This window comes from Halopseudomonas sp., from assembly GCF_038130085.1.
In the GTDB taxonomy this organism is placed as follows: Bacteria; Pseudomonadota; Gammaproteobacteria; order Pseudomonadales; family Pseudomonadaceae; genus Halopseudomonas.
On the sequence record NZ_JAYPMU010000015.1, the window covers coordinates 1 to 19146 of the forward strand.

19 protein-coding genes and 1 tRNA gene are annotated in these 19146 nt (G+C 63.1%); 19 read left to right on the forward strand and 1 reads right to left on the reverse strand.

Annotated elements, in window-relative coordinates; all coding sequences use genetic code 11:
* The first annotated feature begins 104 nt into the window (after positions 1–104).
* The 11 genes from AAFM31_RS12150 to AAFM31_RS12200 all read left to right on the forward strand — a co-directional run bounded on the left by AAFM31_RS12150 (position 105) and on the right by AAFM31_RS12200 (position 9233).
* Complete coding sequence (locus AAFM31_RS12150) at positions 105–629, forward strand: hypothetical protein (protein WP_341708204.1); 525 nt, start codon at positions 105–107, stop codon at positions 627–629.
* Positions 630–736: 107 nt separating this feature from the next.
* Positions 737–913 carry a hypothetical protein gene (locus AAFM31_RS12155; protein ID WP_341708205.1) on the forward strand — a complete coding sequence of 59 codons (177 nt, stop codon included), beginning with the start codon at positions 737–739 and terminating at the stop codon, positions 911–913.
* A 110-nt stretch (positions 914–1023) separates the two neighbouring features.
* Positions 1024–1548, forward strand: coding sequence for a hypothetical protein (locus AAFM31_RS12160; RefSeq protein ID WP_341708206.1), 525 nt, complete (start codon positions 1024–1026; stop codon positions 1546–1548).
* 380 nt (positions 1549–1928) lie between these two features.
* On the forward strand, positions 1929–2000 hold the full coding sequence (gene pqqA, locus AAFM31_RS12165) for a pyrroloquinoline quinone precursor peptide PqqA (protein ID WP_063607997.1): 72 nt from the start codon (positions 1929–1931) through the stop codon (positions 1998–2000).
* Positions 2001–2056: 56 nt separating this feature from the next.
* Complete coding sequence (gene pqqB / locus AAFM31_RS12170) at positions 2057–2968, forward strand: pyrroloquinoline quinone biosynthesis protein PqqB (protein ID WP_321351299.1); 912 nt, start codon at positions 2057–2059, stop codon at positions 2966–2968.
* Between the two features lie 10 nt (positions 2969–2978).
* Positions 2979–3731, forward strand: a complete 753-nt coding sequence (gene pqqC, locus AAFM31_RS12175) for a pyrroloquinoline-quinone synthase PqqC (protein WP_083724656.1) — start codon at positions 2979–2981, stop codon at positions 3729–3731.
* Positions 3728–4006: a pyrroloquinoline quinone biosynthesis peptide chaperone PqqD gene (pqqD, locus tag AAFM31_RS12180; protein WP_341708207.1), complete on the forward strand. Its 279-nt coding sequence runs from the start codon at positions 3728–3730 to the stop codon at positions 4004–4006. The genes pqqC and pqqD overlap by 4 nt, the downstream gene beginning before the upstream one ends.
* Positions 3978–5120, forward strand: a complete 1143-nt coding sequence (gene pqqE, locus AAFM31_RS12185) for a pyrroloquinoline quinone biosynthesis protein PqqE (RefSeq protein ID WP_285678085.1) — start codon at positions 3978–3980, stop codon at positions 5118–5120. Before pqqD ends, pqqE begins: the two co-directional genes overlap by 29 nt.
* Positions 5086–6984 carry a prolyl oligopeptidase family serine peptidase gene (locus AAFM31_RS12190; RefSeq protein WP_341708208.1) on the forward strand — a complete coding sequence of 633 codons (1899 nt, stop codon included), beginning with the start codon at positions 5086–5088 and terminating at the stop codon, positions 6982–6984. The genes pqqE and AAFM31_RS12190 overlap by 35 nt, the downstream gene beginning before the upstream one ends.
* A 189-nt stretch (positions 6985–7173) precedes the next feature.
* On the forward strand, positions 7174–8265 hold the full coding sequence (locus AAFM31_RS12195) for an NAD(P)/FAD-dependent oxidoreductase (RefSeq protein WP_341708209.1): 1092 nt from the start codon (positions 7174–7176) through the stop codon (positions 8263–8265).
* Positions 8266–8306: 41 nt separating this feature from the next.
* The gene (locus AAFM31_RS12200) at positions 8307–9233 is read left to right on the forward strand and encodes an acyl-CoA dehydrogenase family protein (RefSeq protein ID WP_341708210.1); all 927 of its coding nucleotides are present in this window, start codon (positions 8307–8309) and stop codon (positions 9231–9233) included.
* Here the strand turns inward: AAFM31_RS12200 and AAFM31_RS12205 are convergent, their stop codons facing one another.
* Positions 9234–9770, reverse strand: a complete 537-nt coding sequence (locus AAFM31_RS12205) for a hypothetical protein (RefSeq protein ID WP_341708211.1) — start codon at positions 9768–9770, stop codon at positions 9234–9236. It lies immediately after the preceding gene.
* Positions 9771–9885: 115 nt separating this feature from the next.
* Here AAFM31_RS12205 and AAFM31_RS12210 point away from each other — a divergent pair, with 115 nt between their 5' ends.
* From AAFM31_RS12210 to AAFM31_RS12245, 8 genes are all read left to right on the forward strand, one after another.
* Positions 9886–10212 carry a hypothetical protein gene (locus AAFM31_RS12210; RefSeq protein WP_341708212.1) on the forward strand — a complete coding sequence of 109 codons (327 nt, stop codon included), beginning with the start codon at positions 9886–9888 and terminating at the stop codon, positions 10210–10212.
* A 195-nt stretch (positions 10213–10407) separates the two neighbouring features.
* Positions 10408–12390 carry a tectonin domain-containing protein gene (locus AAFM31_RS12215; RefSeq protein ID WP_341708213.1) on the forward strand — a complete coding sequence of 661 codons (1983 nt, stop codon included), beginning with the start codon at positions 10408–10410 and terminating at the stop codon, positions 12388–12390.
* A 101-nt stretch (positions 12391–12491) separates the two neighbouring features.
* Positions 12492–13514 (forward strand): DUF2804 domain-containing protein, encoded by a 1023-nt coding sequence (locus tag AAFM31_RS12220; protein ID WP_341708214.1) that lies wholly within the window; start codon positions 12492–12494, stop codon positions 13512–13514.
* A 126-nt stretch (positions 13515–13640) separates the two neighbouring features.
* Positions 13641–15077, forward strand: a complete 1437-nt coding sequence (locus tag AAFM31_RS12225) for a thioredoxin family protein (RefSeq protein ID WP_341708215.1) — start codon at positions 13641–13643, stop codon at positions 15075–15077.
* Entirely contained in the window at positions 15074–15604 is a 531-nt protein-coding gene (locus AAFM31_RS12230; RefSeq protein ID WP_276527218.1) for a UGSC family (seleno)protein, read from the forward strand. Before AAFM31_RS12225 ends, AAFM31_RS12230 begins: the two co-directional genes overlap by 4 nt.
* A 15-nt stretch (positions 15605–15619) precedes the next feature.
* On the forward strand, positions 15620–16999 hold the full coding sequence (selA, locus tag AAFM31_RS12235; RefSeq protein WP_341708216.1) for an L-seryl-tRNA(Sec) selenium transferase: 1380 nt from the start codon (positions 15620–15622) through the stop codon (positions 16997–16999).
* On the forward strand, positions 16996–18855 hold the full coding sequence (gene selB, locus AAFM31_RS12240) for a selenocysteine-specific translation elongation factor (protein WP_341708217.1): 1860 nt from the start codon (positions 16996–16998) through the stop codon (positions 18853–18855). The genes selA and selB overlap by 4 nt, the downstream gene beginning before the upstream one ends.
* A gap of 15 nt (positions 18856–18870) precedes the next feature.
* A tRNA-Sec gene (locus AAFM31_RS12245) sits at positions 18871–18965 on the forward strand.
* Positions 18966–19146 lie beyond the last annotated feature (181 nt).

Sequence of the window (19146 nt, forward strand, 5' to 3'; positions counted from 1 at the left end):
ACCATGGCGGCCTGACTTAAACGAAATGGCCTCCATAAAACCCGGTACGATTCAATCAGGCGTTTGCCGCGAATTACGAGGGTTTGAAAATCCTTGCAGCTAGCGTGCGCGAGCTCGAAATTCAATACGTAGCAAACGACCCTCATGCTGCGCATGTCGTGCTGCACATGAGTAGTCAAGTTCCGGCACTTGTCCCCTGTGCGTTCAATTGGTTTTCGGTCACATTGGTTAACTACCTGCGCCTAGTTGGTCTAGTTCAGCTCATGAATATAAATGGCTGGAAATCGTCTGCTTTGGCAGATCCAGAAAATCGCTCTGCTATCAAAGCGCACTGCACCAGCTTCGTGAAATCGGCGGTTCCGGAAGTTTATCTTTGGAGAAATAAGGTTGCGGCCCATTTCGCTGCAACCGACCCATTCCATGATGACAATCTCGGAACACTGGAGCAGTCAATCATGAATCCAGTTACATACAAGTTCCCCCACTACTACGTCGGCGTATTAAAGTGGAATACAGCCGGGGAGACGTCACAATTGCCGAGCTGGGCGCTAACAAAGGTATACGAAGACTTAAGCGCACGATTCTGGCCTGAAATAAAGCTAAAGCAGGTGCCAGGAGCTGATAAATAACCACGCCAAGCAGAGCGGCCCATTTTTTTTAGCCTTTGTCTGCACTCAAAATGGCCGCTTGTTGGCGGCGTTATACGTCAAGCAAGATCAAACTTTAGGGGGTTCAAATGAGTATAAGATCAATTGGTGCGATGGCCGCATTCTTGCTTGTTTTTCTTGGGTTAATGTCGATGGTCGGCAATGTCCATGTGGCTGAGTTCTTTGGTAGCTTAGCATTAGGATTTATTGCGGCTTTGATAGCATGGTTCAAGTTGCCCAAACCAGCTCAAAAAGGTAAAAATTAATCATAATTTAAGTGCAAATCCATATTAAAAAAGACAGAATCGCCCTTCGATTCGGACGTGCTAACGCGCACCGTTGCTTTGGGTGTTATGCATAAAAAGAGCTTTTGTTCATGTATCTGAAAGTTGGGGGGAAGTATGCTGATCGGGAACTTAAATTGCTCGCAGAGCTGCTGAATATTCTTGATGAGAACCTAGTCGAGGTTAGCGATCTAATCTCTAAATCAGTTGATCCCGAGTCAGATGGTCTGAATGACCGGGGGGAGTATTTCATAGGTGTTGGTTTCTCCGTAATACAACAATATTTAACTGATACGCTTACCTTGACCGGCGTTAGTAAAAGAAAAGCTTTCGATATTGGCCCTCGCTACTCAGAAGAATTCACTTTTATTTCCGTTGTGAATGCAGCCGCCAACTGGTGGAAGCATTCTGCTGAGTGGGTGGGCCAGGAAACAACGAGTACGTTGGCATTACAGACACAAAGAATTGTGGTCGAGACTGCTGAATCGTTGGGTTACCCTCTTAGCAATGTGCTTGCGAAGTTACTCGGTGCAAGCGAAATTACGCTTTGCGCATTATTGCCAAATTTGGTGCTGTGGCGGTCAGCCGTAGATACTGTGGTGCGTGAAAATGCATAACAATCCGCAGCAGTTCGCGGCCGGTAGCCGCCGGATTCTCGTAAACTCGCGCCGCTGTAGTCGGCGTTATAGGTCAAGATCGTGGCCGAGGTTAATCGCAACTCTTACATCGTCCGGGCGGCCCGTACTGAGCTTCGGCCTAGTGGATCCACCCCGAAGGGGCCGTCTCGCAAATCGCTGGACGACCACCACTGGTGTGATTTAACTGCGAGTGCTAGTTACCCGCTGAGTAAATCTAGCGGCAGGCCGCCCCACACCAACCAAATCACGACCAAATCTACTCCCAAAGTATCATTCGTACCCCCCGATCCCGGTGTTTAACTGAGTCCGTCGGTTCCTGCCGACGCTGTAAACCCACGCAATAACAAGAGGATCGACCCATGTGGACTAAACCCAGCTACACCGACCTGCGCATTGGCTTTGAAGTCACCATGTACTTTGCCAACCGCTGAGTACCGGGCGCCCCGGGTTCCGGGGCGTTTAGGCACGCTGGCCGAGGACAGATCCCATGCATGTACAGATACTTGGTTCAGCTGCTGGCGGTGGTTTTCCGCAGTGGAACTGTAACTGCCGCAACTGCGACGGCTTGCGCCGTGGCACGCTGAACGCGAAAGCGCGTACCCAATCTTCCATTGCCTTGTCGGATGACGGGGTGAACTGGATTCTCTGCAACGCTTCCCCCGACATTCGCACCCAGCTGGAGCAGACGCCTGTGCTGCAACCGGCGCGGGCGGTGCGTGATACGGCGATCCGGGCGATTGTGTTGATGGACAGCCAGATCGATCACGTGACCGGGCTGCTGACCCTGCGTGAGGGTTGCCCGCACGAGGTCTGGTGTACCGATATGGTCCATGAGGACCTGCAAACCGGCTTCCCGCTGTTCCCGATGCTGAGCCATTGGAACGGTGGTTTGCAGCGTCGTCGGATCGGGCTGGGTGAGCCGTTCCGTATTCCCGCTTGCCCGGCGCTGGAGTTTTTGCCGATTCCGCTGCGCAGCGCGGCGCCGCCGTATTCGCCGCACCGCAATGACCCGCACCCCGGCGACAACATCGGCCTGCTGGTGCGTGACACCAACACTGGCGGCGTGCTGTTTTACGCGCCGGGCCTGGGCCAGCCAGATGAAGGCCTGCTGGCGACCATGCGTGATGCTGACTGCCTGCTGGTGGACGGCACCCTGTGGCGCGATGACGAGATGGCCTTTGCTGGTGTGGGCGACAAGCTCGGCAGCGAGATGGGCCACCTGCAGCAGAGTGGGCCGGGCGGGATGATCGAGCTGCTGGATGCGCAGCCGGCCAGCCGCAAGGTGCTCATTCATATCAACAACACCAATCCGATCCTGGACGAGGACTCTGCCGAGCGCGCCGAACTGGTGGCGCATGGCATCGAGGTCGCCCATGACGGTATGCAGATCGTTCTGTAAGGAGGCCGCCATGCAGCGCGAGCCGATGAGTATTGCCGAATTCGAGCAGGCCCTGCGCGACAAGGGGCGCTACTACCACATTCATCACCCGTTCCACGTTGCCATGTACGACGGCAGCGCAACCCGCGAGCAGATTCAGGGTTGGGTGGCGAACCGTTTCTACTATCAGGTCTGCATTCCGGTGAAGGACGCGGCGATTCTGGCTAACTGCCCGGACCGCGACACCCGCCGCGAGTGGATTCAGCGCATCATCGACCACGATGGCGAGCCGGGCAGCGAAGGTGGCATCGAGGCCTGGCTGCGTCTGGGCGAGGCTGTGGGGCTGGACCGCGAGGTGCTGCTGTCGCAGGAGCTGGTGCTGCCGGGCGTGCGCTTTGCGGTGGATGCCTACGTCAACTTCGCCCGCCGGGCCAGCTGGCAGGAGGCGGCCAGTTCGTCGCTAACCGAGCTGTTTGCCCCGCACATTCATCAGTCGCGGCTGGACAGCTGGCCGCAGCATTACCCGTGGATTGATCCAACCGGGTACGACTATTTCCGCAAGCGTCTGAAAGAGGCCCGCCGCGACGTCGAGCACGGCCTGCGCATCACCCTGCATCACTACACCACCTGGGAGGCGCAGCAGCGCATGCTGGAGATTCTGCAGTTCAAACTGGATGTGCTCTGGAGCATGCTCGACGCCATGACCATGGCCTACGAGCTGGAGCGCCCGCCGTATCACACGGTCACGGCCGACAAGGCCTGGCATCGGGGGATCGCGCTATGAACCCGGTGGTGCGTGATAACACGCCGGTGCTGCGCCCCGGCTTTCGTCTGCAATGGGAACCGGTGCAGAACAGCCACGTGCTGCTCTACCCGGAGGGCATGGTCAAGCTGAACGAAAGCGCCGCCGAAGTGCTGTTGCTGGTCGACGGCAAGCGGCCGGTCGCTGAGATCATCGACACCCTGTCCGAACGTTTCCCCAATGTGCCTGGTCTGGACGAAGACGTTCTGGCCTTCATCGAGGTGGCCCATGCTCAACACTGGCTCCACATCCGCTGAACAGGGGCCACCACTGTGGCTGCTGGCCGAGCTGACCTACCGCTGCCCGCTGCAGTGCCCGTACTGCTCGAACCCGCTGGAGTTTGCCAACCACAAGAGTGAGTTGAGCACCGCCCAGTGGATCGACGTGTTCACCCAGGCGCGAGCGCTGGGCGCGGCGCAGCTGGGCTTTTCCGGTGGCGAGCCGCTGGTGCGCGAAGACCTGCCCGAGCTGATCGGCGCGGCGCGCGAACTGGGCTTTTACACCAACCTGATCACCTCCGGCATGGGGCTGACCGAGGCCAAGATCGAGGCGTTCCGCGAGGCGGGGCTGGATCATATCCAGATCAGCTTTCAGGCCTCCGATGCCGAGATCAACAACATGCTGGCCGGCTCGCGCAAGGCGTTCGAGCAGAAGCTGGCGATGGCGCGGGCGGTCAAGGCGGCCGGTTATCCGATGGTGCTCAACTTCGTGACCCACCGGCACAACATCGACCAGATCGACCGCATCATTGAGCTGTGCGTGGCGCTGGAGGCCGATTTTGTCGAGCTGGCGACCTGTCAGTACTACGGCTGGGCGCACCTGAACCGCGCCGGGCTGCTGCCGACCAAGGCGCAGCTGGACCACGCCGAGCAGGTCACCAATGCGTGGCGCGAGAAACTGGCCGAGCAGGGCAACCCGTGCAAGCTGATTCTGGTCACCCCCGATTACTACGAAGAGCGCCCCAAGGGCTGCATGAATGGCTGGGGCAATATCTTCCTGACCATCACGCCGGATGGCACCGCGTTGCCGTGCCACAGCGCGCGGCAGCTGCCGGTCAGCTTCCCGAGCGTGACCGAGCACAGCCTTTCACACATTTGGTATGACTCTTTCGGTTTCAACCGTTTCCGCGGCTATGATTGGATGAGCGAGCCGTGCCGGTCCTGCGACGAAAAGGAGAAGGATTTTGGCGGCTGTCGCTGTCAGGCGTATTTGCTGACCGGCGATGCCACCCAGGCAGACCCGGTGTGCAGCAAGTCGCCCCACCATCACAAGATTCTGCAGGCCAGAGCCGAAGCAGAGCAGCCCCAGCCGGGGATAGAGGAGTTGACCTTCCGTAATGAACGTACCTCGAGGATCATCTGCAAGGTCTGATGTAACCCGGCCCGGCCGTTGGCCGAGCGACTTCAGTGCAGCGCAGGCGGTTGCCGCCAGCGCTGACTACAGCGATCTGTGCTGCGCCGATGGCGCACTCTGGTGGCTGACCTTTCGCCCGGAGCAGGGTGACAGCGTGCTGCAGCGTTGGCAGGACGGCGTCACCCGCACCGTCACCCCCCAAGGCCATTCCGTGCGCAGCCGCGTGTATGAATACGGGGGCGGCAGCTTCTGCGTGCTGCCCGGTGAGTACGAGCCAGACTGCCTGCTGGTGTTCGTCAATGAAGCCGACCAGCAGCTGTATCTGCAATGCCCGGAAGGCCAACGTCTTGAACCCCTGACCCAACACCCCGAATGCCGCTACGGTGGGCTCTGCGCTGACCTAACCCGCCGCCGCGTGCTGGCGGTGGAAGAGGCGCATCTGCCGGGGCGGGTGGAGCACCGGCTGGTCGCCATCGGGCTGGACGGCTCGCGCCAGTTGCTCGCCAGTGGCGCCGATTTCTACCACAGCCCGCAGGTCAGCGCCTGCGGCACCCAACTGGCCTGGATCGAATGGGATCGCCCTGACCTGAGCTGGACTCGTACCCGGCTGATGCTGGCAACCCTGGCGGCCGACGGCAGCGTGGCGCAGGTGCAGTCGCAGGGCGGGGCGGATGAAGCGCTGCAGCAGCCGCGCTTTGATGCCAGCGGCCAGCTGTGCTGCCTGTCTGATCGCAGCGGTTATTGGGTGCCGTGGCTGTTTGCAGCTGACGGCCCGCGCAAGTTGCCGGCGATTGCCGCCGATCATGCGCCCGCGCCGTGGCAACAGGGCAGCAACACCTGGCTGCCGCTGACTGACGGCTGGATGGCGCTGAGCTGGAGCGAGGCCGGCTACGGTCACCTGGCGCTGCGCCATTCGGTCAGCGCCGAAGAGCGGCGGCTGGCGCACGCCTACAGCCGCTTCCGTCACCTGTGCAGCGATGGCAAGGCGCTGTATTGCATCGGCGCCTCGCCCAGTTGCACCGCCGCCATCCTGCGTATCGAACTGGCCACTGGCGAGCTGACCCGTTTGCTGGGCGAAGACACGGCGCTGGACGCCGCCGATCTGTCCCGCCCCGAACGGTTGCTGTATCTGAGCGCTGGTGGCGAGAGCGCCCACGGCTTTTTCTATCCGCCGCGCAATCACGCCCAGACGCTCGATCAACCGCCGCCGCTGCTGATCTTCACCCACGGCGGGCCAACCTCAGCCTGCTATCCGGTGCTGGATAACCGCATCCAGTTCTGGACCCAGCGCGGCTTTGCCGTTGCCGATCTGAACTACCGCGGCAGCACCGGGTACGGCCGGCCCTATCGCCAGCGGCTGCAGGGCAACTGGGGCGTAACCGACGTGGAAGACGTGCTGGCGGCCGTCGACTATCTGAGCCAGCAGGGCAAGGTCAACCCGGCGCAGGTATTCATCCGCGGCTCCAGCGCCGGTGGCTACACCACCCTCTGCTCGCTGGTGGCCGGGGCAGGGCGCTTCCGCGCGGCTGCCAGCCTCTACGGTGTAAGTGATCCGCTGCAGCTGCGCGCGGTGACCCACAAGTTCGAGGCCGACTACATCGACTGGCTGATCGGCGACCCCGAGACCCAGCCAGAGCGCTACGTCGATCGCTCACCCCTGGCCCAGGCCGAACGCATCCGCACCCCGGTGATCTTCTTCCAAGGCCTGCGCGACGCCGTCGTACTGCCCAGCCAGACCGAACAGATGGTCGCCGCGCTGGACGACAACGGCGTACCGGTGCACTGCGTCACCTTCGCCGACGAGCGCCACGGCTTTCGCAAGGCCGCGCATCTGGCGCAGGTGCTGGAAGAGGAGCTGGCGTTTTATCGGTCGTGGTTGTAGGGCGGCATCGGGAAGGTCGAACTCCCGCTCGACTAGTGACCTGTGGTGTGACGCCATGGACGAGTTGGAACTCGGCCTCGCTGGGTAGAGCACTTCCTGCTTCCTCGAGGCGGCTCCTGTTTGAACTTGAGTCTGAAGCTACTTCAAGGTTTAGCCTGCATTTCCACTTAAACGTGAAGGGTGCAGGCAATGGAGAGCAACCGCGTTGAAACGGCTATAACAGACCAGCATGTGTACCCAGTGCTGATCATTGGCGCAGGTCAGGCGGGGTTGGCTGCCTCCCATGCGCTGGGCCAGCGCGGTGTTGACCACCGGGTGCTGGACGGCCACGCAGAGGTTGGCGACAGCTGGCGCCAACGCTACGCCGGTCTGCGTTTATTTACCCCGCGGCAGTTCAGCAGCCTGCCGGGTATGCCGATGCCGGGGGATGCAGCGGGCTATCCGGATCGCGACGAGTTTGCCGATTACCTGCGGGAATACGCGCGCTTGTTTGAGCTGCCGGTGCGGAGCAATACGCGGGTGACTCGTTTGACGCGCGATGCGCTGGGGCGCTTTGCGGTGTCGTTGGACAGCGGTGAGCAGCTGCTGGCCCAGCGGGTGACCATTGCCGCTGGGGGCTTTCAGCAGGCGGTCATTCCTGCAGTGGGCGCTGGGTTGGACTCCAGCGTGCTGCAGTTCACGCCAGACACCATCGGCGACGGCAGTGCGTTGCCCAGCGGCACGCTGTTGGTGGTGGGTGATGGGGCCAGCGGGCGCGACCTGGCCCGGCGCTACGCGGCAACGCACCGGGTGTTGCTAGCCTGCGGCAAACCGCGACGCCTGTTGCCAGAGCGGCTGCTGGGGCGCTCGATCTGGTGGTGGCTGCAGCGGCTCGGCTTGATGCGCGCCTCGGCTGACAGTGTTATCGGTCGGCGGATGCGGCGCCTCGATCCGTTTCCGAATCGGCAGGTGGCACTGCCGGATCTGCAGCGTCTTGGTGTTGAGCTGTTGCCGCGGGTGCGGCGCGCGGATGGTCGGCTGGTTCAATGTGCTGATGGCCAGCAACACGACATTGATGCGGTGATCTGGGCGGTCGGCTACCGCGATGCGCTGGACTGGCTGCAGGTGCCGGGCGCGCTGGACGAGCGCGGGCGTGTGTTGCACGACAGCGGCCTGTCGCCGGTGCCGGGGCTTGGCTGGCTGGTGCGGCCGTGGCAGCGCAATCGCGCCTCGGCGCTGGTGATGGGCGCGGGCGAAGATGCCGAGTGGCTGGTTGAGCGGATGTTCGCCGAGCCATGCTAGGCTCGCTGCGTAGCCAACAAAGCGAACAAGAGGATAGGTCTGTGAGCACGTTTTCCCCTGTGCAGTGGTGCCTGAAGGCGTCGGTCGAGGTGCCTGCGATGGAGACCGCCGACGACTGGCTGGCCAACTGGCGACAGCTGCAGCTGGATGAGCTGTCGCCGTTCGCACTGGCAGTCATGGGTGGCTTTCAGGCTGATCGCGCCGCCTGGGCGTTCAGCGGCGGTTACGAGGCGGCGCTGCGGGCGATGTTTCCGCAGATCAGCGGCGGCGGGCTGCACGGCTTCAGCCTGAGCGAGGAGGGCATCCGCAGCCCGCGTGAGCTGCAGACCCTGTGGCAGGCAGACAGCAGCGGCGGTATTCGCCTGAACGGCAACAAGGGCTGGGTGCCGATGCCGGAGCACTGTGAGGCCTACTTCGTGGTCTGCCGGGCCAGTGGGCCGCAGGGGGCGCTGAGCGTCGTGCGGATGCCGGCGACCGCCGATGGTGTGTCCATGAGCCCGCGCAATCCGGCGGCCTTTATGCCGGAGCTGCCGGCTGCGCGCATGCAGTTGCAGGACGTGGTGCTGGACGCGTCAGCGATGCTGCCCGGTGACGGTTGGACCGACTACGCCAGGCCTTTCGGTGCGCTGGAGGAGCTTTACGTCAGCGCCGCGCTGATGGGCTATCTGCTGCGCGAAGGGCGCGCCCGTGACTGGCCGCAGGCGCTGCTGCGGCAGATGCTCGCGGCCATCACCTTGCTGGAGCGGATCGCAGCCGAGGCCGGCTCCGAGCAAAGCCTGGTGTTGCTGGCCGGTGCCACCGAGTGGGTGCGTACTCTGATGACGCGGGCGACAGCGCAGTGGGCGGAGCAGCCGGATGATGCGGCCAGGCAGCGCTGGACCCGAGACCAGACGGTGCAGCGGATGTGGGCTGCGTCCGGTGCCAAACGCGGCGATCGGGCCTGGCAGGCGCTGACTGCGGAGAGCTGATCAGTTGCCGGTTTCGCCAGCCAGCGGGGCTGGCGTTGCCGTCGCGGTGGACTTGAACGCCGGGAAGAGCACCGCCAACGGGCAGGTCAGCGCCGCGATCAACCCGGTCCACAGGGTCTTGAAAATCAGATAGTGGGTCACGCTCAGCTGCTCGATGCCGAACAGGCCGAGCAGGGCGATGGTTGGCGCGGCGTAAATCAGTGTGCCGGCCAGGCCGATGCACAGCGCGGCGCCGAAGGCGCGGTCGGGCAGGTAGCGAATGATCTGGCGCAGGCCGTTGAAACGCCCTGCGGGCACGTCAGGGAACTGGCCGCTGCTGAGCTTGCGGCGCTGCAGGGCAATGGTGATCCAGCTCAGCAGCAGGCAGAGCAGAAAGGCGGTGATCACCAGGTCGACGGCAATTCCTTCCTCGCCGCGCAGGGTCAGCATCGACTTGCCGTGCAGCAATGCCCAGGCAATGCCGCCGTTGAGCAGGGCGTTGATGATGAAGGTGGCGGAGACTTCGGTTTTCAGGTGCGCTTGTATCGAGTTGCTCATGGGGTTCTCGTTGTTATCATTGTCGACCGTTCAAGCTGCCAGCCAGCCTACTGCTCAGGGCACCCCGCCACAAGCGAGCAGGCCCTATGGCTGATCATCAGGGATATCCATTTTCATGACTGTCCGCACTCCCAGCGCCGCTCCGACCGCCCGTGAGGTCTATCAGCTGTTTCGCGATGTCGCCATGCAGCAGGCCACGCTGACGCTGGATCGCGGGCCGCGCTGGACGGAGGTGGATACTGGGGCGGTTTCGGTCCGCATCGATGGCCATCTGGTCACCGTTTTCAAGGACGCCGGAGAGCTGCATCACTGTCTTGGCTGCGAGCTGGATGATGGTCGCCTGGCCGACCAGCAAGCCTGGGCCGGCCCCGGCACCGATCCGCTGGAACTGCTCAGCGTCTGGGAGCGGGCACAGCTGCTCAAGGCGCTGGAACAGGCCTGATGTCCGGCGGTCGGTTATCGCCAAATTAGCTCTTTTGCCTAATACCGCTTGCTTGGCAAGTCCCTAAGCTGGTTGGGGTAGAGCTGTCCAGTTGTCGGTTCTGCGTAGCGCTCAGGGAGTGCCGGGCGTTGCCCGAGGCAGTCAGTCACCGGTTGTTGTTAGCACTCCAGCTGCGGCCGGGATGAGGACAGAACAATGCAAATGGATAGACGCTGGAGCAGAGGGCTGCTGGCTGCGTGGGTGGTGTTGTGTGCGCTACCGGCGACGGCGGCGGATATCTATCAGTCGTTCGACGCGGGTAAGAGCTGGTCTGCGTTAGCGGCGCCGGTCGACACGATCGCCAGTGCCGGTAACGGCTCTTACAAGGTCGGCGTGGATGCGGCGGGTGCCATGCACATTACCCGTGGCGGCGAGTGGAGCAAGTTGAATTCACCGACGGGCAAGACCATGCGTCAGGTGGTATTCGGCTTCTCCGGTGGGCACCTGTATGCCATTGCGACCGATGACACTATTTGGTGGAGCAACGACTACGGCAACACCTGGCGTGCGATGTCCGGAAGACTGCGCCAGCTGGCGGCGGGTGCCGACTCCAGCATCTGGGGGGTAAACGCGGGCGGCGAGGTGTGGGGCACCTTTGATCTTGGGCGTAACTGGATCAAGGGGCGTGCTACCGCTCCGAGCGGCCAGCGCTGGAGCCGGATTGCCGTGGCGCAGCCGGGTGTGCTGGCTGCCGTTGCCGCCGACGACAGCCTGTGGTTGAGCCGAGACAAGGCGCAGAGCTGGACAGCCTTTCAGGGGCGATTGCGCGAAATTACGGCGACACCCGATGGCAGCATCTGGGGAGTGAACGCCGCCGGTGATATCTGGACCACCAGCAACTATGGGCAGAACTGGCGCAAGATCGAGCGTAGCGGCGCCAAGACCGTTGCACCGACCCAGAGCATCATCTATCTGGTCGAAGACAGCAGTGCAAACGATGTGGTCATCCCTCCGGAAAACCTCAATATTCCTAACGTTGGCACCACCACGACCACCACTCAGCCGGTCACCGGTCAGCCGATACAGCTCACGACCACCACCAGTACCATCACGCTCGATACCAGCACCACTGCCAGTGAGCCGTTTGCCGTCCCCAACCCGACCGCGAGCTTCGACCAGAACGTCAATGTGACGGGCTGCGTCTCGACGCCTAACTACTCCTGTGTCAGCAACACCACCAGACCGCGCAGCTCAACCTGGGTGCTGGACGGCGGTGGTGATTGCACCCAGGCGTTGCCGGGGGTAGCGAAGTCGCGTTACCTGCGCGCCCGTTTTACGCTTGATGGCATGGACTGCTCGACGTCAGCGGGCGTTGAGCAGTACAGCCGGGTAAACCGGTGGTTTCTCGATCTTGAGCGGCGCAACCCGTCGGTGCACAGCAGTGAGGTGATGAAAGTGATCCTGCTGCAGGCCGATCGCTTGCTGGCCCAGCCGGAGTCAACTCTCAGCGCAGACGATCGCGCAGCACTGGGCTGGTTTCTTTCGGCGGCCTACAGCCTAGAGGACCGCATCTTGCGCCAGGCGTATCTTGAGTACACCACTTGGAAAACGATGCCGTGCGCCTACCCGGTGCCGGGCAACCTGGGGCAGATCAATCGCACCAACTTTTATAGCGACTATCACTGCATCGGTGATGAGGTGATGACGCGCAGCAGCTTGGCCAATGCGTTTTCTATGGGCGGGCTGGACGCTATTTGGGAAACCCCTAAGATGTCGCAATTCCGTCAGGCGGGCATCTCCAAGTTGTGCACCCGGCCGCAGTTCTCTGGGTTACGAGGCACCACCACCCGCAGTAGCCGGAGTTATGGCGACGTGCTGAAGGTGCTGAAGCCGGGTCAGCCGCTGGTTGTTCCTTATACCGAGTGCACCGAGATCATGCGCAGCATCAGCTACGGTGGGGGCTCCGGTGAGGATCTCGTGTACCTGGGCGGCAGCTGGCAGATCAGTACCTTTGAACTGGCCTTGTTGCAGACCATGGGTATGTCCGTGAAACAGGCGATGGACAGTGGTTACTTCAAGAAGCGCTCGCCCACCCGGGATACCAGCGGCACCTTGCTGCAGCAGTACCAGCGCCAACTCAAGCCTAGCGAGGGCTTTGCGTTGCTGGTTGGGGGCATCGCCATGGGCATCAACCAGTAAGCTTGGGCCGGGCTGCCGGCCGCCGGTGGGCGGTCGGCAGCATCTGTTATTCACTTGCGGTAAGCTGGCGCAGCGAGTCAATAACAACAAAGAGCAAATCGATGCCCGCCTTGTCCCGCTTGATCAATGCATCTGGCCAGCCCCGCTATGGCCTCTTCCCCGATGGGGTAGAGGAAATCAACTACCTCGACTTCGACCTGCGCACGGTGATGGACAGGCCGCGCTCGCAGTTGGCCCGGCGCTTTGGCGCTAACCAGTTTCAGTTCATCAGCTTGCTCAGCCCGGAGTTGATCGTCGGTGTGGCGATTGTTGATCTGAAGCTGGTCAGCAACGCGTTCGTTTATCTTTATGCTCCGGCAACCGGCCAGTTTGACGAGTTCAGTTTTCTGCAGCCGTTGGCCCGTGGCACGACATTCGAGTCTCGGCCGGGCAGCGGTCGGGCGGTGTTCGAGAAAGGACGTAACCGGATCAGCGTGGATGCCGCCAGTGAACCGGGCGTGCGTCACCTGCGGGTCGAACTGGCTGGCGGCACCCGGATCGATGCGCGGATCGATGAAGCATCGAGCCAACAGCCTCTGTCGGTCTGCACCCGGGCCGGATACACGGGCTGGGTATTTACCCGCAAGACGGCGGCGCGTGGCTGCAGCGGCAGCGTTAGCTGGCGCGGCCAGCAGCATGATCTGCAGCAGCTCGGCGCACTGGCGGCGGTGGACTGGACCACCGGTTTTATGCGCCGGGAGACATTCTGGAACTGGGGCAGTCTGTCCTGCTGTTTGCCTGACGGTCGGCGCCTCGGCTTTAACTTGGCGGCCGGGGTCAACGAGACCGGTTTCACCGAGAACGGGATCTGGCTAGACGATCAACTGATCAAGGTCGATATGGTCGACTTTCAATTCGACCGTGCCGAGCCGCTGACGCCCTGGCAGCTGCGTTCGGCCGATGGTCAGATTGATCTGCGCTTTCAGCCGGTCGGTACCCGTCAGGAAAAACTCAACGCGCTGCTGCTGGCCTCCAATTTCAAGCAGCACTTCGGCCAGTATCACGGCGAGTTGCGGGTGGCTGGCGAGACGCTGACGCTGGATGGTGCCTGGGGGCTGGTGGAAGATCACTACGCGCGCTGGTGATGAGCCTCGCCAGCGCTGATAGTGCCCCAATCAGCAGATCCATGAAGCGTCTGGACGGTTGGAATTGGGCGGCAGGCTGCCTATTCTGTCTGCTTTACGAGACACAAGACCCTGAAAGGGCTGCCAATGAAACCCGCACTTCCCGATGGCCTGATTGTAGTGGCCAAGGCCGATTGCCCGACCTGCCGACTGGTCGAACCGCTGCTGGCCGAGATTGCCGAGGCCGGCCCACTGACGGTTTACGCGCAGGATTCGGCTGACTACGCCGCGGACCTGCCGTCCTCCCTGTACGACAAGACGCTCGAACACTCCTTCCACCTCGGTATCGAGTTTGTGCCGACGCTGATTCGCGTCGAGAACGGTGAAGAGGTCGAGCGTACCTACGGCTGGCACAAGGAAGACTGGCGCCAGCTGACCGGTTTGGCCGAGCTGGGTGAAGCGCTGCCGGTGATGCGTCCGGGCTGCGGCTCGAAGACACTGGAGCCGGGTATCAGCGAAGAGCTGGAACTGGCCTTTGGCGATATCCGCCTGCAGTCGCGCGAGATCGACATGGGCAGCGCCGAGGACCCGATGGAAGCCTGCTTCGAGCGCGGTTGGAGCGACGGCCTGCCGGTCGTACCGCCGACGCCGGTGCGGGTGCTGCGCATGCTCAAGGGCACCAGCCGCCAGCCCGACGAGGTGGTGGGGCTGATGCCGCCGGATCTGGTGCCGGTGACCGTCGAGAAGGTTGCGATCAACGCGGTGCTGGCCGGTTGCAAGCCGGAATACATGCCGGTGCTGCTGGCCGCGCTGGAAGCGGCACTGACCGATGAATTTGGCCTGCACGGGCTGATCTGCACCACCATGTTCGGCAGCCCGGTGATCGTGGTCAACGGCCCCGCCGCCCGCGCCATCGGCATGAATTCCGGCGTCAACGCGCTGGGGCAGGGCAACCGCGCCAACGCCACCATCGGCCGTGCGCTGCAACTGATTATTCGCAATGTCGGCGGTGGTCGCCCCGGTGAAATCGACCGCGCAACACTGGGCAATCCCGGCAAGTACAGTTTCTGTTTCGCCGAGGCCGAAGACGCCGACTGGCTGCCGCTGGCGCAGGAGCGCGGCGTCGAGGCCGGGCGCTCTGCGGTGACCCTGTTCCCCGGTGAGGGCGTGCAGGGCATCGTCGATCAGAAGTCGCGCGACCCCGAGTCGCTGGCGCGTTCCTTTGCCCTGTCGCTGCGCACTGTGGACCACGCCAAGCTGGCGATGGCCGGTGACGCGGTGCTGGTGGTGTCGCCCGAACATGCGCGGGTCTTTATCGAGGCCGGCTGGTCGAAACAGCGGCTGCGCGAAGAACTCGAGAAGCTGTTGCTGGCGCCCGGTGCCGAGCTGGTGGCCGGTGCCGGTGGCATCGCCGAGGGTATTCCCGAACGTTTCAAGGATCAGCAGGTGCCCAAGTTCCGTCCGGGCGGGTTGTTGATCGTCAGGGCTGGCGGCACCGCCGGCCTGTTTTCCGCCATTATTGCCGGTTGGGCCGCGTCTGGTCCGGTCGGTTCGTCTCCGGTAACACGTGAGGTAACGTCATGAACCACAGCATTGTGCTCGATCCGACCGCGGAACGGGCGCCGGCGCAGCGTGCGCGTCTGGCCCGTCCCGCCAGCCTTGAAGGCAAGGTGGTCGGTCTGCTCGACATTTCCAAGCCACGCGGCAATGTCTTCCTCGACCGTATCGAGGAGCAGCTGGCAGCCATGGGTATTGCGGTGAAGCGCTATAACAAGCCGACCTTCACCCGCATTGCCCCAACCGAACTCAAACAGCAGATGGCCGCCGAGGTGGATCTGCTGGTGGAAGGTCTGGCCGACTGAGGGTCTTGCACGTCGTGCTGTATGCATGACATCGCAGACCTGGAGTCACGTCAGATCCCGGGAGTAGGGGTTGCCTCCAGTGAATTTGTACAGGCCGCGGCGTTGCAGTCGAAGGCCCTTGGCTTTGATCCGGCCATGGTCTTTGTTCCGCATCCGATCCAGGACCGCACCGACGATGAAATGCGCGCGCTTGCTGATGGCGCGCTGGCAGAGATTCTGCGCCTGCTGCAAAGCGGCGACGCAGACTGAGCCACAGGTGGCCGCATGACGGCCACCCTCAACCGACCGCCAGCGGTCGACCGGGTTCTGGCCTGGCCGCTGGTGCAGCAACTGATTGCCGATCACGGCCGCGCGCTGGTGCTCGATGGCGTGCGTGCCGCGCTGCAGCTGTGGCGCGACGGCGCGATCAGCGACGACGAGGCGCTGGTGCATTGGCTGCGTCAGCACCTGCTGGCGACGCTGGCGCCATCCATGCGCCCGGTGCTGAACCTGACCGGGACCGTGCTGCATACCAATCTCGGCCGCGCGCCATTGCCGCCGGAAGCGGTGGCGGCGATGAACGCGGTCGCGCTCGGGGCCAGCAATCTGGAGTTCGATCTCGCCAGCGGGCAACGTGGCGACCGTGATGATCACGTCGAGCAATGGATCTGCCGCCTGACCGGCGCCGAGGCCGCGACCGTGGTCAACAACAACGCCGCTGCCGTGCTGCTAGTGCTCAACGCGCTGGCGAACCGCCGCGAGGTGGTGGTCTCGCGCGGTGAGCTGATCGAAATCGGTGGTTCCTTCCGCCTGCCGGACATCATGGCCCGCGCCGGCTGCAAGCTGCGCGAGGTTGGTGCCACCAACCGCACCCACCCGCGCGACTACAGCGAAGCCGTTGGCCCACGTACCGCGCTGCTGCTCAAGGCACACACCAGCAACTACCGCATCGAAGGCTTCAGTACCGCGCTCAGCGAGGCGCAGCTGGCGGCGATTGCCCGTGAGCATCAGGTACCGCTGGCGGTGGATCTGGGCAGCGGCTCGCTGATCGACCTGCAGGCGCTGGGTCTGCCGGCCGAACCGGTGGTGGCGCAGGTGCTGGCCGAAGGCGTCGACGTGGTGACCTTTAGTGGCGACAAACTGCTCGGCGGGCCGCAGGCCGGCATCATCGCAGGCCGTGCGGACCTGATCGCGCGCATCCGCAAGAGCCCGCTGAAACGGGCACTGCGCTGCGACAAGCTGACCCTCGCCGCACTGGAAGCGGTGCTGCGCTTGTATGCCGACCCTGACACCCTGGTGCAGCGGGTACCGACCCTGCGTCTGCTGACCCGCAGTGCCGAGTCGATTCAGCGGACCTGCGCGGCACTGCTGCCTGATTTGCAGCGCTGGGCGGGGGAGGGCTTTGCGGTAGACGTTTGCGCGGTCAGCAGCCAGATCGGCTCCGGTTCGCTGCCGCTCGATGTGCTGCCGAGTGCGGCGCTGCGTGTGTGCAGCACCAGTGGCAATCGGCGTGAGCGCAGCCGCGCGCTGCGGCAGTTGGCAGAGCGCCTGCGACAGTTGCCGCAGCCGGTGATTGGCCGGATTGCCGACGATAGTCTGCTGCTCGATTGCCGCTGTCTGGAAGACCCGCAAGAGCTGCGTGTCGCGCTGGGAACGGCCGGGTGATCATTGCCACCGCCGGGCACGTTGACCACGGCAAGACCTCATTGATTCGCGCCCTGACAGGGGTAGATACCGACCGGCTGGCCGAAGAAAAGCGCCGCGGGCTGACCATCGAGCTGGGGTTTGCCTGGCTGCCGAGCGAGACCGGCGAGCCGCTGGGCTTTATCGATGTGCCAGGCCACGAACGCTTTATCGGCACCATGCTGGCGGGGGTTGCCGGGGTGGATATGGCGCTGCTGGTGGTGGCCGCCGATGACGGCGTGATGCCGCAAACCCGCGAGCATCTGGCGATCTTGCAGCTGCTGGGTATGCGTGAGTTGGGGTTGGTGATCAGCCGTTGTGATCTGGTGGATGCTGCTCAACAGCAGCGGGTCGCCGAGCAGGTGCAGGCGCTGGCCGCCGAGGCAGGTTGGTCCAGTGCAGAGGTATGGCGGGTTTCCAGCACCAGCGGGCAGGGCATTGACGCGCTGCGTCAGGCGCTGCAGCAACAGGCAAAACACCTTGAGGCGCGGCCGAGCGACAGCCCGGCGCGCTTTATGATCGACCGCCGCTTCAGTATCGCCGGGGCGGGCTGTGTGGTGACCGGCACGCTGGTCAGCGGTCGCCTGCAGGTGGGGCAAAAGCTGTGGCTGCATGGGCAGGAGGTGCGGGTGCGCAGCCTGCAAAGGGCCTCCAGCGAGGTTGCTGAGGTACACGCCGGGCAACGCTGTGCGCTCAATCTGGGTGGCGCGGTGTCGTCCGACCAACCCCAGCGCGGCGATTGGCTGAGCGAGCAGATGTTGCCACTCAGCGATCGGCTGGATGTTTCCCTCACGCAGTTACCCGACAGCCATTGGCACCGCGGCGTGCTGCAGCTGCATTTGGGCACCGCTGTTCATCCGGTTCGGGTGGTGCTGCTGGATGAGGCGGCCGGTCTGGCGCAGCTGATGCTGGATCAACCGGTGCCTGCGGTCTGGGGTGATCGCTTTATCATCCGCGACCCGGCGGCCAACACCACGCTGGGTGGCGGCCGGGTACTGGATCCGCAGGGTGTGGGCCGCGGCCGCAGCAAGCCGCAGCGGCTGGCCCTGCTGGCTGCCTGGTCGAACGCCAGCGCGCCGATTGAGGTACTGGCCGCAGCGCTGCAGCAGGGCGCGGTGGCGTTGCCCGAACTGGCACTGAAACTGAATCTGTCCGCCGAGCAGCTGGAGTGCTTGCTCCCGGTTGCCGGGCTGATCGTGCTGTCGGCGGCTGGCCAGCGGGTTGCGCTGACCGAGCAGACTTGTGAGGCGCGCTGGCAGCAACTGGCTGCGCGTCTGGCCGATTGGCACCAGCAGCACCCCGAGTTGCTTGGGCCGGGGGAAGGGCAGATCGGCTTGGTGGGCTGTCTGCAACTGCCGTTACCGCTGGCGCGCCAACTGCTGCAGCGCTGGCAGACCGAGGGGCGGCTGCAGCGCACCGCCTGGGCACTGCACCTGCCGCAGCACCGGCCGCAGCTGCAGCCGGGGGACGCCGAACTGCTGACGCGGGTTGTCGCCGAACTGGCGCCATGCGGCTTGCGACCGCCGATTGTTGGCGAGTTGGCGACCGCGCTGGAGATGGAGCTGGAGGCACTCAAGGCCTTCTTGCTGCGCATGCAGCGCTCTGGGGAGCTGATTGCCGTGGCACCTAACCGTTATTACCTGCCATCACAGGTGGAAGGGTTGGTAGCGGTGGCGCGGCAGTTGGTGGCAGACTCGCCATCCGGCAGTTTCAATGCGGCCCAGTACCGTGATGCCTCGGGCATCGGCCGCAACCTGACCATTCAGGTACTGGAGTATCTGGATCGCGCGGGCGTGACCCGCTTTGTGCGCGAGCAACGTTTTCTGGTGGCTGGCTGAGCTGGCTGCTGCAATGGATGGACATCGTCCCCGGTGGGGCGCCCGGACTTCAACTCCGGTGAGATGCGCAACGCGCGTCTGGTGGGTTCGACTCCCATGTCCTTCCGCCATCTTTAGGGTTGTGTTCTGGCGCTCGCCAACGCTGATGGTGCCTGAGCATTGCCCTGCCTCTTTTGATAGTAAAATACTATTGGGTGCGTTGATTTAAGTTAATGGCGCTATTCTGATCCCGTGCTTAACTTACCTTCAGGTTGCAGGCACATAGACCCGCCCCGCGGGGCCCGTCGCGTT

Coding starts and splice junctions, on each gene's coding strand:
- AAFM31_RS12155 (WP_341708205.1), top strand. CDS start 737: ATGAGTATAAGATCAATTGGTGCGATGGCCGCATTCTTGCTTGTTTTT.
- AAFM31_RS12160 (WP_341708206.1), top strand. CDS start 1,024: ATGTATCTGAAAGTTGGGGGGAAGTATGCTGATCGGGAACTTAAATTG.
- pqqB (WP_321351299.1), top strand. CDS start 2,057: ATGCATGTACAGATACTTGGTTCAGCTGCTGGCGGTGGTTTTCCGCAG.
- pqqC (WP_083724656.1), top strand. CDS start 2,979: ATGCAGCGCGAGCCGATGAGTATTGCCGAATTCGAGCAGGCCCTGCGC.
- pqqD (WP_341708207.1), top strand. CDS start 3,728: ATGAACCCGGTGGTGCGTGATAACACGCCGGTGCTGCGCCCCGGCTTT.
- pqqE (WP_285678085.1), top strand. CDS start 3,978: ATGCTCAACACTGGCTCCACATCCGCTGAACAGGGGCCACCACTGTGG.
- AAFM31_RS12190 (WP_341708208.1), top strand. CDS start 5,086: ATGAACGTACCTCGAGGATCATCTGCAAGGTCTGATGTAACCCGGCCC.
- AAFM31_RS12195 (WP_341708209.1), top strand. CDS start 7,174: ATGGAGAGCAACCGCGTTGAAACGGCTATAACAGACCAGCATGTGTAC.
- AAFM31_RS12205 (WP_341708211.1), bottom strand. CDS start 9,770: ATGAGCAACTCGATACAAGCGCACCTGAAAACCGAAGTCTCCGCCACC.
- AAFM31_RS12210 (WP_341708212.1), top strand. CDS start 9,886: ATGACTGTCCGCACTCCCAGCGCCGCTCCGACCGCCCGTGAGGTCTAT.
- AAFM31_RS12215 (WP_341708213.1), top strand. CDS start 10,408: ATGCAAATGGATAGACGCTGGAGCAGAGGGCTGCTGGCTGCGTGGGTG.
- AAFM31_RS12220 (WP_341708214.1), top strand. CDS start 12,492: ATGCCCGCCTTGTCCCGCTTGATCAATGCATCTGGCCAGCCCCGCTAT.
- AAFM31_RS12225 (WP_341708215.1), top strand. CDS start 13,641: ATGAAACCCGCACTTCCCGATGGCCTGATTGTAGTGGCCAAGGCCGAT.
- selA (WP_341708216.1), top strand. CDS start 15,620: ATGACGGCCACCCTCAACCGACCGCCAGCGGTCGACCGGGTTCTGGCC.